Genomic DNA, 12,544 nt, shown 5'->3' with positions numbered 1-12,544 from the left:
CCAGCCAACCACGGAAGAGTCCATTCATGGATTCAGCGCACGAGTTCTACACTGCTGCGCCAGGCGATACACGGCCCGCCTCGGCCCTGGCCTGCGGGACCGGGTGAGCGCTGGGCCGCACATCCTCGTGGACCGGAAGCTCGCTCATCGACCTGAGTTCGCTGCTGCGTCTGCTGCAATGCGGCTCGGCCGCCCAGTGCCCGCGAGCCCCGACCGCCCTCCGGCATCAACAGAAGAAATCCGCCTCCAGCCTCAGCGACTTCTGCTCGATGACAAGATCGTGTGGTGCGCGTTCTCGTCACCGGAGCGAACGGCTATGTAGGCCGGGCGGTTGTCGGTCTGCTGAGCAGCGCGGGGCATGAACCGATCGCGATGGTTCGCGCGGTCGTTCCGGCCCAGCGGCTGACGACTCGTGTCGCCGACCTGCTGGACGAAGCCGGGTTGCGGGAGGCGCTGAACGGCGTGGACGCGGTGTGCCATCTCGGCGGGCTGACGCGGGCGCGCGAGTCGACAGCCGATCCGCTGCGGTATTTCCGCGTCAACACCGGCGGGACCGTCGCCTTGCTGGACGCCATGGCCGCCGCCGGAGTCTCACGGATGGTCTTCGCCTCGACCGGATCGATATACGGAACTCCGGAGCGCCAGCCGATGACGGAATCCCTACCCGACGCGCCCCCGCACCCGTACGCCGCGAGCAAGCTGGCGGCGGAGTGGGCCATCCGCTCGCAGGCGGGCACCGGCCGCTTGTCCGCCACCGTACTGCGCTTGATGAACGTGGCCGGTGGCGCGGACCCCGATCCGACGCGTTTGATCCCCCGTGCGTTCGCCGCCGCGCGGAACGGCTCGGCATTGGAAGTCAACGGCGACGGCAGCGCGGTGCGCGACTATCTGCACATCGATGACGCCGCAGCGGCGTTCGTGGCGTGCATCGAGCACATGCCGCCGGAAGGCGAGTTCACGCGCTACCTCGTCGGCAGCGGTAGGGGCAGCAGCATCCTCGACGCCGTCACCGCGGTCGAGCGGCAGACCGGCCGCCGGATCCGGATGACCCATCGGCCTGCCGCGCCCGAACCGGCCGTACTGATCAGCGATCCCACCAAGGCGTCGACCGAATTGGCCTGGCGCCCTGATCGTTCCGATCTGGAAACGATCGTGCGCGACACACGGCTCACCCGGTGAGCCCCGCCCGGTTCAGCAGATAGGCGATCAACGGCCGGTAGTGGTCGGGGTGGATTCCATCGTCGAGGGGCACCGTAACCGCGATCTTCCCCTCGGCCTGCCCGGCGAACAGCGCCGGATCGTTGCTGTCGGCGAATCCGACGGTCTCGATTCCCGCCTCCCCCGCCGCTCCGGCCCAGCCGTGATCGGCGACGACCAAGTCGGGCCGATGGCCGGTCGCGGTGTCGCGCAGTTCGCGCAGCACCGCCCGCATCGGGTGTGGATCATGGGTGTGCCGCAGCGTCCCGTCGGTGCCGAGCGCGGCGACGCCCGAGGTGTAGACGATTTCGCGAATCTGCGGGCCGAACGGTGTGGTGACCAGATAAGACCACCCGGCGGCCGGCGCGAGCACCACGCACCCTGCCGCCCGCAACGCGTCCTCGACGGCGCGATAGACGCCCATCAGCGTGTCCGGATGTCCGGTCGCCAGGATCACGGTCTCCCGGCGACGGGCCGCGACCCCGATCCGCGCCCCCATCGCGTCGAGCGCGTCGAGCGTCAGGTCGACGTCGATGGTGTCCGCACCCCGCACGTGACGAGGATCGGGGCTGACCCCACAGAGCCGAGCCATCATCTCCAGCGTCTCGGCGAACGTCCAATCCTTCAGCGTCAGGCCGAACTGGTACCCCGGGTCCTTCCGCACCATCTTGCGATAGTTCGCGAGATTCCCCTCCCGAGGCGTCGCGACGTCCCCGGCGATCCGCGTCTTCAGCAGATGTTCGCGTAGCAGCGCGCGGTCATCGGACTGGTCAGGTCGAGTCACATTCCCCACCGCTCATACCTCCGCATCGGCCGTCGGTGCCATCGGTCGCAGTTCCGATCAGGCCGTTCCGCCGGTTTGCTCGATCGCTACCCGCACCACGAACACGACAGTACCCACCCCGGACACGGCGAAGGCCCGCTTCCCGGACGGGAAGCGGGCCTTCGGGTTGCACGCCGTGGAGCAGGCTTACTTGGCCTTCTCCAGGACCTCGACCAGACGCCAGCGCTTGGTGGCCGACAGCGGACGGGTCTCCATCAGCTGAACGCGGTCGCCGATGCCGGCGATCTCGTTCTCGTCGTGCGCCTTCACCTTCGAGGTGGTGCGAATGATCTTGCCGTAGAGCGGGTGCCGGTTACGGTCTTCCAGCTCCACGACGATCGTCTTGTTCATCTTGTCCGAGACAACGTAACCGACACGCACCTTACGGGTGCCGCGCTGCCCTTCTACTTTGTCGCTCATGCGGCATCTCCCTTGCCAGCGGGTCCGGTGGCCAGACCGAGCTCACGCTCACGCATGACCGTGTAGATGCGCGCGATCTCGTGACGGACGACGCGCAGACGACGGTTGTTGTCCAGCTGACCCGTCGCCATCTGGAAGCGCAGGTTGAACAGCTCTTCCTTGGAGTCGCGCAGCTTCGCCACCAACTCCTCTTCGGTGAGCTCGCGGAGCTCTGCGGCCGGTGTTCCGGTAGCCATCAGAACTGCTCCTCCCTGGTCACGATCCTGCACTTCATCGGGAGCTTGTGCATCGCGCGGCGCAGGGCCTCACGAGCGATCTCCTCGTTGGGGTAGCTCATCTCGAACATCACCCGACCGGGCTTGACGTTCGCGACCCACCACTCCGGCGAACCCTTACCCGAACCCATGCGGGTTTCGGCGGGCTTCTTGGTCAGCGGGCGATCCGGGTAGATGTTGATCCAGATCTTGCCGCCACGGCGGATGTGGCGAGTCATCGCGATACGCGCCGACTCGATCTGCCGGTTGGTGACGTACGCCGGCTCCAGCGCCTGGATGCCGAAATCGCCGAACGCCACCGAGGTGCCGCCCTTGGCCGTTCCGGAACGGCCCGGGTGATGCTGCTTGCGGTGCTTCACCTTGCGAGGCATCAGCATGCGTCAGCCCTCCTGTGTCTCTGCCGGAGCGTCGGCCACCGCGGTGGCGGCGCGTCCGGCCTCCGTGCTGGTCGCCGTGGTGCCGGTGGAACCGGACCGACGCGGGCGGCTCGGCCGCTCCCGGCGCGGACGCTCGGGCGCGGCGGCAGCGGCGGCGAGCTCACGCTTGCCACCGACGATGTCGCCCTTGTAGATCCAGACCTTCACGCCGATGCGACCGAAGGTGGTCTTGGCCTCGTAGAGGCCGTAGTCGATGTCGGCGCGCAGCGTGTGCAGCGGCACCCGACCCTCGCGGTAGAACTCCGAGCGCGACATTTCGGCGCCGCCGAGGCGGCCCGAGCACTGCACACGGATGCCCTTGACGTTCGGCGAACGCATGGCCGACTGGATGGCCTTGCGCATCGCGCGACGGAACGCCACACGGTTGGACAGCTGCTCCGCGACGGCCTGCGCCACCAGCTGCGCATCCGACTCGGGGTTCTTCACCTCGAGGATGTTCAGCTGCACCTGCTTGCCGGTGAGCTTCTCCAGCTCGGCGCGGATGCGGTCGGCCTCGGCGCCGCGGCGGCCGATCACGATGCCGGGACGCGCGGTGTGGATGTCCACCCGCACGCGATCACGGGTGCGCTCGATCTCGACCTTGGAGATGCCCGCCCGCTCCATGCCGGTGGCCAGGAGTTTGCGGATCGCGACGTCTTCCTTCACGTAGTCCGCGTACTGCTTGTCCGCGTACCAGCGCGACTTCCAGTCGGTGGTGATACCGAGGCGGAAGCCGTGGGGATTGATCTTCTGTCCCATTTACTTTGCCCCTCCCTTCCGGCGGTTACGAGTGGCTCCACCGGCGGTGGGGATGCTCTCGACCTCGATGGTGATGTGGCTGGTGCGCTTGCGGATGCGGAACGCACGGCCCTGGGCACGCGGCTGGAACCGCTTCAGGGTGGTGCCCTCGTCGACGTAAGCCGTCGAGATGACCAGCGTGGCCGGGTTCAGGCCGAGGTTGTTCTCGGCGTTGGCCGCGGCGCTGGCGACGACCTTGGCGACCGGCTCGCTCGCGGCCTGGGGCGCGAACTTCAGCAGGGCGAGGGCGTCCTCGACGCGCTTGCCGCGGACCAGGTCCACGACACGGCGTGCCTTCATCGGGGTGACGCGAACGTGCTTGGCGGTCGCGCGCGCAGTCGGGTTCTGAGTCTCGGTCGTCGTCATCGCCGCTTGCTCTTCCGGTCTTCCTTGACGTGGCTCTTGAACGTCCTGGTCGGCGCGAACTCACCGAGCTTGTGCCCGACCATGTTGTCCGAGACGAACACCGGCACGTGCTTGCGGCCGTCGTGCACCGCGAACGTGTGCCCGATGAAATCGGGGATGATGGTCGAACGACGCGACCAGGTCTTGATGACCTGCTTGGTGCCCTTCTCGTTCTGCACGTCCACCTTCGCGAGGAGGTGGTCGTCGACGAACGGGCCTTTCTTGAGGCTGCGTGGCATTTCTTACCTCCTCCTTCAGCGCTTCTTGCCGGTCTTGCGACGGCGGACGATGAGCTTGTCGCTCGGACGGTTGGGCTTGCGGGTGCGGCCTTCCGGCTGACCCCACGGCGAGACCGGGTGGCGACCACCGGAGGTCTTGCCCTCACCACCACCATGCGGGTGGTCGACCGGGTTCATGACGACACCACGGACCGTGGGGCGGCGACCCTTCCAGCGCATGCGGCCGGCCTTGCCCCAGTTGATGTTCGACTGCTCGGCGTTGCCGACCTCGCCGACGGTGGCGCGGCAGCGCACGTCGACGCGACGGATCTCACCGGAGGGCATACGCAGCGTGGCGTAGGGGCCTTCCTTGCCGAGCAGCTGGATGCTCATGCCGGCCGAACGGGCCAGCTTGGCGCCGCCGCCCGGACGCAGCTCCACCGCGTGGATGGTGGTACCGGTCGGGATGTTGCGCAGCGGCAGGTTGTTGCCCGGCTTGATGTCGGCGGTCGGGCCGGACTCGATGCGGGTGCCCTGCGTCACGCCCTTGGGGGCGATGATGTAGCGCTTCTCGCCGTCCATGAAGTGCAGCAGCGCGATGTTCGCGGTGCGATTCGGGTCGTATTCGATGTGCGCGACCTTGGCCGGGATGCCGTCCTTGTCCAGTCGACGGAAGTCGATCAGACGGTAGGCGCGCTTGTGCCCGCCACCGCGGTGCCGGGTGGTGATCCGGCCGTGGGCGTTGCGGCCGCCGGACTTGGTCAGCGGGCGCAGCAGCGACTTCTCCGGGGTCGACCGGGTGATCTCGGCGAAGTCCGAGACGCTGGAGCCACGGCGGCCCGGCGTAGTCGGCTTGTACTTACGGATTGCCATGAGTTCTTCTCTGCTTTCTGGATTCCCAGGCGCTTACGCGACCGGGCCTCCGAAGATCTCGATGGGCTTGCTGTCGGCCGAGATGGTCACGAGCGCGCGCTTGGTGTCTTTGCGCTTGCCGTAACCGAAGCGGGTCCGCTTGCGCTTGCCCTGACGGTTGGCGGTGTTGACGCTGGTCACCTTCACACCGAAGACCTTCTCCACGGCGATCTTGATCTGCGTCTTGTTCGAGTCCGGGTGCACCAGGAAGGTGTAGGTGCCTTCCTCGATCAGTCCGTAGGACTTCTCGGAGATGACCGGCGCCAGCAGAATGTCGCGGGGGTCGGCGATGGTGGTCACTTGCTCTCCTCCTGTGCAATCGCCGCAGTGTCTTGCGGAGACTCCGCGGGGCCGTGCACGAACGCGTTGAGCGCCTCGACGCTGAACACCACGTCGTCGCTGTTGAGGACGTCGTAGGTGTTGAGCTGGTCGGGAGCGATCGGGTGCACGTTCTGCAGGTTCGCCACGCTCTTCCACGCGGCGACGTCCTCGCGGCCCACCACGACCAGGAACTTCTTGCGGTCCGACAGCTCGGCCAGGAAGGTCTTGGCGGTCTTGGTGGACGGCGCCTGGCCTGCCACCAGTTCGGTGATCACGTGGATGCGCTCGTTGCGCGCCCGGTCCGACAGCGCGCCGCGCAGGGCGGCGGCCTTCATCTTCTTGGGCAGGCGCTGGCTGTAGTCGCGCGGCTGCGGGCCGTGCACGGTGCCACCGCCGGTGAACTGCGGCGCGCGGGTCGAACCCTGGCGGGCGCGACCGGTGCCCTTCTGCCGGTACGGCTTCTTGCCGCCGCCGGAGACCTGGCCACGGGTCTTGGTCGCGTGCGTGCCCTGGCGCGCGGCGGCCTGCTGGGCCACGACGACCTGGTGCATCAGCGCGATGTTGGCGGTCACGTCGAAGATCTCCGCGGGGAGGTCGACGGTGCCGTTGGTCTTGCCGCCGATCTCCTTGACCGGCAGCGTGAGATTTGCAGACTTCTTCTCAGTGTTCACAGCTGAGCTCGTCATGCGTGCGCACCACCCTTCACGGCGCTCTTGACGATCACGACGCCGCCCTTGCGACCCGGGATCGCTCCCTTGATCAGCAGCAGGCCGTTCTCGGTGTCGACCTTGTGCACCGACAGGTTCTGCGTGGTGACCCGGTCGTTACCCATCCGGCCCGACATGCGCATGCCCTTGAACACGCGGCCGGGGGTGGCGCAGCCACCGATCGAACCCGGACGGCGGTGCACGGCCTGCGCACCGTGCGAGGCGCCCTGGCCACGGAAGCCGTGGCGCTTCATGGTGCCCGCGAAGCCCTTGCCCTTGCTGGTGCCGGTGACGTCGACGTAGCTGCCCTCTTCGAACACGTCGGCGTTGATCTCCTGGCCGACCTCGAAGGTGGTGGCGTCCGCGACGCGGATCTCGGCGACGTGGCGGCGCGGGGTGACGCCCGCCTTGGCGAACTGGCCGGCGACCGGCTTGTTCACCTTGCGCGGGTCGATGGCACCGAAGGCGACCTGGACGGCGCTGTAGCCGTCGCGCTCCTCGGTGCGGATCTGGGTGACGACGTTCGGCCCGGCCTTGATGACGGTCACGGGAACGACGCGGTTCTTGTCGTCGAAGACCTGGGTCATGCCGAGCTTGGTGCCCAGGATGCCGGCGGCCGGCCTGTTCTTGTTGTCAGTCATGTCTCGAGTCCCCGTCACTGAATGTTGACGTCGACGCTGGCCGGCAGGTCGATGCGCATGAGCGCGTCCACCGTCTTCGGCGTCGGGTCGAGGATGTCGATAAGGCGCTTGTGCGTACGCATCTCGAAGTGCTCGCGCGAGTCCTTGTACTTGTGCGGCGAACGGATGACGCAGTACACGTTCTTCTCGGTCGGCAACGGCACCGGGCCGACGACGCGTGCCCCGGTGCGGGTCACCGTCTCCACGATCTTGCGCGCCGATGCGTCGATCGCCTCGTGGTCATAGGCCTTGAGCCTGATGCGGATCTTTTGTCCCGCCACGCTAAGTGTCCTTTTCTCCGCTTTCCTTCGTGGTCCGAAGCCCGGCTACACCAGTCCTCTGGACCACCCTCATTTGCACAGCCCGAACACACGAAGACGTCCCACACGGTGGAGACCCTGACCGGGCGTGCCCGATCCTCGCCGCTGTTCATCTGTCATGGTTCTCCGGTCCACGCGGTCGGGCGTGTCGCCCGTCCGCTCATTCCTCGGCCTCGGATCGCGAACGCATCTCAGGCCTGGAACACTGTCCCGGACGTACCCACGCCAGAAATCCGGCGAGGTACACGATGGGGTACTGCTCGCCCCGCCCGGCCACCCGTTTCTCACGGAAACGGACATGACCCGGTGCAGGGCAACCCGAACAGTATGCACGACCCCCGCGAGTCACTTCAAATCGGTGGGGTGTTCGAAAACTTACTTCTGAGTAAGATACGCGTATGGCGAAAGAGACCGCGACCTACCGCGGCTGGAAGAAGCTGCCGGACAACCGGCTGGGGCATGCGCTGTTCTCGCTCGGGATGGTGGCCCGGGTGCCCTACTTCGGTACCGTGCTGCCGAACGTGGTCCGGCTCGAACCCGGGTTGTGCGAGGTGACCTCGCCCAAGTGGTTCGGCATCCACAACCATCTGGGCACCTTCCACGCCATCGCGGCGTGCAACCTGGCCGAGGTCGCGATGGGCATGCTGAGCGAGGCGACGGTCCCCGCGACGCACCGGTGGATTCCCAAGGCGATGAACGTGCGGTATCTGGCCAAGGCCGAAACCGGCCTGCGGGCCGTGGCGAAGCTGGCCGAACTCCCCGACTTCCCGAGCATCACCGAAGGACGCGAAGTCGTGGTGCCGGTCTCGATCTACGACAAGCACGGCCTCGAGGTGGTGCACGCCGACATCACGACCTGGGTGACGCCGCAGTAGTCGGCCTCCGCGAGCCGTGCGCGTCCGGTCCCGCGCAGGCCGTCCGACCTGGATCGACCGGGGCCGGGACCGATGCGTCGCCGGCGACGAGCCGCCCGTGATCGATGTGCAGGATGCTCTCCGCGCATCCGGCGAGATCGTCTGCGAGACAAGCCGAAACGACGATCGTCATGTCTTGGCGCGCGAGCGCCCGCAGCATTCCGGCCAGATAGCGACGACCGTCGTGGTCCAAGTCGGCCATCGGGTTGTCCAGGACGAGCGCCGTCGTACCCGCGGCGAGCGCTCTGGCCACGCTCAGCCACTTCTTCGCACTCCGGGAGAGACGGAGAACCGGCGTGGCGGCGGAGTCGGCCAAACGCACGAGATGCAATGCCCGATCGACGAGTTCGTCGGCCGTGTCTCCGTCGTGGCCCGCGATCTTCGCGGAGAACTGCACGACCTCCGCGATCGACCAGGTCTCGCTGCCCTCGTACACGTCGGGCACCCAGCCGACCCGGGAGCGGACCACCCATGGTTCGACGCTCGGATCCGCGTCCTCCACGCGGAGCCACCCTCGGTGCGGCCGCAACTGACCGGCGAGCATCGACAACAGCGTCGTCTTCCCCGAGCCGTTCGGTCCGACCACCGCGGTGACCCGGCCCGCAGGCGCGCGGAAGGTCACGCCGTCGATCACCGCGACTCCGGCGAATTCGCGGCAGAGCCCGCTACAAGTAATGCCGAAACTCACCGAGGTTCTCCATCTTCGTGCGTTCTGTCCGGCCGGGGCGCGCTCAGCAGGGCAACGCTCGTCGATCCCCGGCGAGCGCGGAGAGAACGGCGGCCGCCGCGCGCGGGTCTTCGAGCATGCCGCTGTGGTCGGCCGTGTTGCCGGGGCAGTCCTCCTGTAGCCAGACGTTGCGGTCGGCGGGGGCGGGGGCGGCGAGCAGGGCGGTGTCCTGCGGCGTGATCACCTGGTCGGCGCGGGAGGCGATGGCCGTGTACCGGGGACCGTTGACGGTCTCGCCTCCCGCGTTCAACCGGTTGAGCAGCGGCGACCCGACCACCTGCTGCTGTCCCGGTGCTCCGAAGACCTGAGCCGCGATCTGCGCGTCCCCGAGTCCGAGGGCGGCCAGGTCCGGATAGGCGCCACGCAATCCGGCCCAGGTCGAGCCGCGATACGGCGTTCCGAGGGTCACCACTCGGGCGACCGCCTCGCCGCCGCGGGCGCGCAGGTACTGCCGGATCACGGTGCCGCCGGTCGAGTGACCGACCAGCGCCACCCGGCTCGCTCCGGTCGTTTCGCGCACCGAGCGCACGACTTCGGCGAGCTCGCCCGCCATCCGGTCGATGTCGGCCACGCCGTAGACCGCGCGTCCCAGCAACGCGGCGCCGATCGGCCCGATGCCGGTGGAGCTGGAGCCGCTCTGGCCACTCACCGCGTCGACGACGCCCGGCGCCGCGCCCAGATTCGCGGCGAACACGCAATGCCCCTCGGCGTGGATGGCGCGCGCGAGCACGGGGAAGCTGCGGCCGACGTCGGTTCCCGAGCCGTGCACGAGCACCACCGGCTCCGGCCGTTCCGGTGTGGGACGGCAGGACCAGTCGTTGGCGCCGTCCAGTACGGGCGTCTCGGCGACGGCGGCCGCGCTCGGCGCCTGCGGCAACGCCGCGGCGGCCGCGACCAGCATGAGGCCGGCGACACGCGCGGCCCGGAGGCGAATAGACATCTCGAATTCCCGACGGTTCAGATTCCCAATCCAGCGGCGAGCGTCGGCCACGAATCCTTCAGCGCGTCCTCCCAATAGCCCCAGGAATGCGTGCCTTCTGGGCGGAAGTTGTATCGCGCGGGGATGCCGAGGTCGTCCAGCCGGATTTTCATGTTGTGCGAGCAATAATTGGTGGCCGCTTCGATCACGCCGCCGACCACGAGCTGATTCGCGAAACCCCACGGACCGTTCAGCGAGTATTTTCCGCCGTACTGGTCGTAGACGCCGGGCATGCCATTTCCACTGGCGATGTAAATGGATTTCCCGCGCAGCCCCTCCGCCTGCACGTACGGATCATTGGCCACCCATTGCGGATCGCCCGCGGGCCCCCACATGTTGTCCAACTCCGCCAGACCCCATTCCTCCACGGTCAGCCGGACGAACTCGCGGCCGACCGGATCACTGGTCTGCGCGCAACCGCTGTAGGCGGCCACGCTGGAGAACAGGTCACCCGTGGTCGCGGCGAGCGCGAGGGTGGTGGTCCCCGACATCGAGAAGCCCGCGAGCCCGTTGCGCCCGCTGGTCCCGAGATACGCGTCGATCAGCGGGGGCAGTTCGCTGCTCAAGAAGGTTCGCCACTTCTGGCGGCCCAGCCTGGCGTCGTCCTTCTGCCAGTCCGCGTAATAACTGAACATGCCGCCGATCGGCGTGACCGCGTGCACATTCTTGTCCGCCAGGAACTGCATCGCATCGGTCTTCGTGGCCCAGGTGGAGCCGTCGACGCCACCGGCCGCACCGAGCAGCAGATACAGCACCGGACGCGGCGCGCTGGCGTCCGCGGCGCGCTGCACTTCCACCGGAATGTCGAGATCCATGGCGGCGGAATGGACCGTCAAAGTCAGGCTCCGCGCATTGTGCTCCTGCACGGAGACGATCGAAGACTCCGCGGGTGCCGCTTCCGCCTGCACCGAAACCATGGCCGATGCGACGGCACCGGCGACGACCGCCGACAACACCAGTCGGCGGAGGTGGCTTCCTCTCATGACTCCCCTTATCCCGAATCCCGGATCGCCTCGCGATCCGAGCCCAGGCTATGGTGCGTCTCGAGCCGATTCACGACTGAAGTTGCTGGGCCACCGATTCTGGGGGCATGCGCGATATCGGTATTTCCGCCGATTCGCCGGCTGCGATTCGGAAAAAGCGAGACCCTAATTCCTGGGGCTCGCTCGCTTCGAATAGTTGCGCCCGCGTCGGCCGACCGGATTGAATGCCCCTATGGGTGTCAGCGCGGACCGGGAAGTCGATGTGTGCGTGGTCGGGCTCGGTCCCACCGGGCGGGCGCTGGCGCACCGCGCCATGCGCGCCGGACTGTCGGTGACCGCGATCGATCCGCGTCCCGAGCGGCTGTGGCCGCCCACCTACGGCTGCTGGGTGGACGAGCTGCCGCAGTGGCTGCCGTCCACGGCCATCGGCGTTACCGTCCCGGAGCCCACGGTGTGGACAAAGACCGAACATCGCATCCACCGGCCCTATTGCGTGCTGTCCAAACACGGTCTGCGGGCGGCGCTGCCACTCGATGACGCCACCGTCGTGGCTGGTCGCGCCACGAGAGTGGACGCGCACGAGGTCGAGCTCGTGGACGGCACGGTGCACACCGCAGCAGCGGTGTTCGACACCCGTGGGCTGTCCACCGTCGGCCGCCGCTATGCGGCAAGTGCGCATGGCATCTTCGTCGCCGTCGAGACCGCCGCGCCGATGGTCTCCGAGGGTGAAGCATTACTGCTGGACTTGCGGCCGGAGAACAGCGCGGACCGAGACGCGCCGCCCTCGTTCCTGTATGCGGTGCCGCTGGGCGATGGAACCGTGCTCTTCGAGGAGGTGAGCCAAGGCCTGCGAGGCGGCATGCCGCAGCACGAACTGCGCAGACGCACGCTCGCGCGCCTCGCCGCGCACGGCATCCGCCTCACCGGCGCCGAACCGAGCGAGGCGGCGCACTATCCACTCGACCAGCCGCCGCCGCGCAGCGGCGAGGCGCGCGCGATCCCGTTCGGTTCGCGCGGCGGCATGATGCATCCGTGCACGGGGTACAGCGTCGCCGACTCGTTGGCGCTGGTGGACACCGCGATCACCGCGCTGCGGCAGGGCCGCGACCCGATCGCCGCGCTGTGGCCGCCGCGGGCGCGACTGGTGTATTGGATGCGGATGCGGGGGCTCTACGGCCTCGGCAGACTCACCACCGAGCAGTCCATCGCCATGTTCGACGCGTTCTTCAGCGCGTCCCCGCGCGGTCAGCGCGCCCTGCTGTCCGCGCACGACGACTACACCGCTCTGGGCGCGGTGCTGTTCAACACGGTGGCGCACACCTGGCCGTTCCACTGGCGTTACGACCTGGTGGGATGGACCAATCGGAATCGCTGGCTGGACTACGACTTCGCCGAACCGCGCGAACAGGCCGAACGCCGGGTCCGGTGACCCGGCGAACGCCCACGACG

17 protein-coding genes and 1 pseudogene are annotated in these 12,544 nt (G+C 67.9%); 3 read left to right on the top strand and 15 right to left on the bottom strand.

From position 1 onward, the window contains the following. The first annotated feature begins 285 nt into the window (after positions 1-285). Positions 286-1,179, top strand: coding sequence for an NAD-dependent epimerase/dehydratase family protein (locus tag ACWEKR_RS16405; RefSeq protein WP_452355158.1), 894 nt, complete (start codon positions 286-288; stop codon positions 1,177-1,179). Here ACWEKR_RS16405 and ACWEKR_RS16400 read toward each other — a convergent pair. The 12 genes and pseudogenes from ACWEKR_RS16400 to rpsJ form a co-directional block, all read right to left on the bottom strand. Beyond that, positions 1,169-1,981, bottom strand: a complete 813-nt coding sequence (locus tag ACWEKR_RS16400; protein WP_452355157.1) for a phosphatase — start codon at positions 1,979-1,981, stop codon at positions 1,169-1,171. The genes ACWEKR_RS16405 and ACWEKR_RS16400 overlap by 11 nt on opposite strands. A 186-nt stretch (positions 1,982-2,167) precedes the next feature. Continuing rightward, positions 2,168-2,416 (bottom strand): annotated as a pseudogene (rpsQ, locus tag ACWEKR_RS16395) (30S ribosomal protein S17); the annotation flags it as partial. A 20-nt stretch (positions 2,417-2,436) separates the two neighbouring features. Further along, the gene (rpmC, locus tag ACWEKR_RS16390) at positions 2,437-2,676 is read right to left on the bottom strand and encodes a 50S ribosomal protein L29 (RefSeq protein WP_040864843.1); all 240 of its coding nucleotides are present in this window, start codon (positions 2,674-2,676) and stop codon (positions 2,437-2,439) included. Then, positions 2,676-3,092: a 50S ribosomal protein L16 gene (gene rplP, locus ACWEKR_RS16385; RefSeq protein WP_159839682.1), complete on the bottom strand. Its 417-nt coding sequence runs from the start codon at positions 3,090-3,092 to the stop codon at positions 2,676-2,678. The genes rpmC and rplP overlap by 1 nt, the downstream gene beginning before the upstream one ends. A 3-nt stretch (positions 3,093-3,095) precedes the next feature. After that, complete coding sequence (rpsC, locus tag ACWEKR_RS16380) at positions 3,096-3,890, bottom strand: 30S ribosomal protein S3 (protein ID WP_043687258.1); 795 nt, start codon at positions 3,888-3,890, stop codon at positions 3,096-3,098. Continuing rightward, positions 3,891-4,295 carry a 50S ribosomal protein L22 gene (gene rplV / locus ACWEKR_RS16375; protein ID WP_063021257.1) on the bottom strand — a complete coding sequence of 135 codons (405 nt, stop codon included), beginning with the start codon at positions 4,293-4,295 and terminating at the stop codon, positions 3,891-3,893. Continuing rightward, positions 4,292-4,573: a 30S ribosomal protein S19 gene (gene rpsS / locus ACWEKR_RS16370; protein WP_039795442.1), complete on the bottom strand. Its 282-nt coding sequence runs from the start codon at positions 4,571-4,573 to the stop codon at positions 4,292-4,294. The genes rplV and rpsS overlap by 4 nt, the downstream gene beginning before the upstream one ends. Positions 4,574-4,588: 15 nt before the next feature. Continuing rightward, a complete protein-coding gene (rplB, locus tag ACWEKR_RS16365) occupies positions 4,589-5,425 on the bottom strand; it encodes a 50S ribosomal protein L2 (protein WP_452355156.1) in 837 nt (278 codons plus the stop codon). Positions 5,426-5,458: 33 nt separating this feature from the next. Next, complete coding sequence (gene rplW / locus ACWEKR_RS16360) at positions 5,459-5,764, bottom strand: 50S ribosomal protein L23 (protein ID WP_014981657.1); 306 nt, start codon at positions 5,762-5,764, stop codon at positions 5,459-5,461. After that, positions 5,761-6,471, bottom strand: a complete 711-nt coding sequence (gene rplD / locus ACWEKR_RS16355; RefSeq protein WP_281875634.1) for a 50S ribosomal protein L4 — start codon at positions 6,469-6,471, stop codon at positions 5,761-5,763. Before rplD ends, rplW begins: the two co-directional genes overlap by 4 nt. Beyond that, the gene (rplC, locus tag ACWEKR_RS16350) at positions 6,468-7,133 is read right to left on the bottom strand and encodes a 50S ribosomal protein L3 (RefSeq protein WP_159839684.1); all 666 of its coding nucleotides are present in this window, start codon (positions 7,131-7,133) and stop codon (positions 6,468-6,470) included. The genes rplD and rplC overlap by 4 nt, the downstream gene beginning before the upstream one ends. 14 nt (positions 7,134-7,147) lie before the next feature. Further along, on the bottom strand, positions 7,148-7,453 hold the full coding sequence (gene rpsJ, locus ACWEKR_RS16345; protein WP_003938093.1) for a 30S ribosomal protein S10: 306 nt from the start codon (positions 7,451-7,453) through the stop codon (positions 7,148-7,150). Between the two features lie 437 nt (positions 7,454-7,890). On the opposite strand from rpsJ, the gene ACWEKR_RS16340 reads away from it, so the two are divergent. Then, positions 7,891-8,367, top strand: a complete 477-nt coding sequence (locus ACWEKR_RS16340; protein ID WP_452355155.1) for a hotdog fold domain-containing protein — start codon at positions 7,891-7,893, stop codon at positions 8,365-8,367. Here ACWEKR_RS16340 and ACWEKR_RS16335 read toward each other — a convergent pair. Genes ACWEKR_RS16335 through ACWEKR_RS16325 form a run of 3 tightly spaced genes read right to left on the bottom strand, consistent with a single transcriptional unit; the run spans position 8,342 to position 11,095 of the window. Then, entirely contained in the window at positions 8,342-9,094 is a 753-nt protein-coding gene (locus ACWEKR_RS16335; RefSeq protein ID WP_452355154.1) for an ATP-binding cassette domain-containing protein, read from the bottom strand. The two genes, ACWEKR_RS16340 and ACWEKR_RS16335, sit on opposite strands and share 26 nt — an antisense overlap. A gap of 43 nt (positions 9,095-9,137) precedes the next feature. After that, on the bottom strand, positions 9,138-10,073 hold the full coding sequence (locus ACWEKR_RS16330; protein WP_452355153.1) for a lipase family alpha/beta hydrolase: 936 nt from the start codon (positions 10,071-10,073) through the stop codon (positions 9,138-9,140). 17 nt (positions 10,074-10,090) lie between these two features. Beyond that, complete coding sequence (locus ACWEKR_RS16325; RefSeq protein ID WP_452355152.1) at positions 10,091-11,095, bottom strand: alpha/beta hydrolase; 1,005 nt, start codon at positions 11,093-11,095, stop codon at positions 10,091-10,093. 232 nt (positions 11,096-11,327) lie between these two features. On the opposite strand from ACWEKR_RS16325, the gene ACWEKR_RS16320 reads away from it, so the two are divergent. Continuing rightward, a complete protein-coding gene (locus tag ACWEKR_RS16320; RefSeq protein ID WP_452355151.1) occupies positions 11,328-12,524 on the top strand; it encodes a lycopene cyclase family protein in 1,197 nt (398 codons plus the stop codon). Positions 12,525-12,544: the final 20 nt, after the last annotated feature.

The organism is Nocardia sp. NPDC004573 (assembly GCF_053602135.1).
This window is presented reverse-complemented; position numbering and strand designations above follow the sequence as displayed.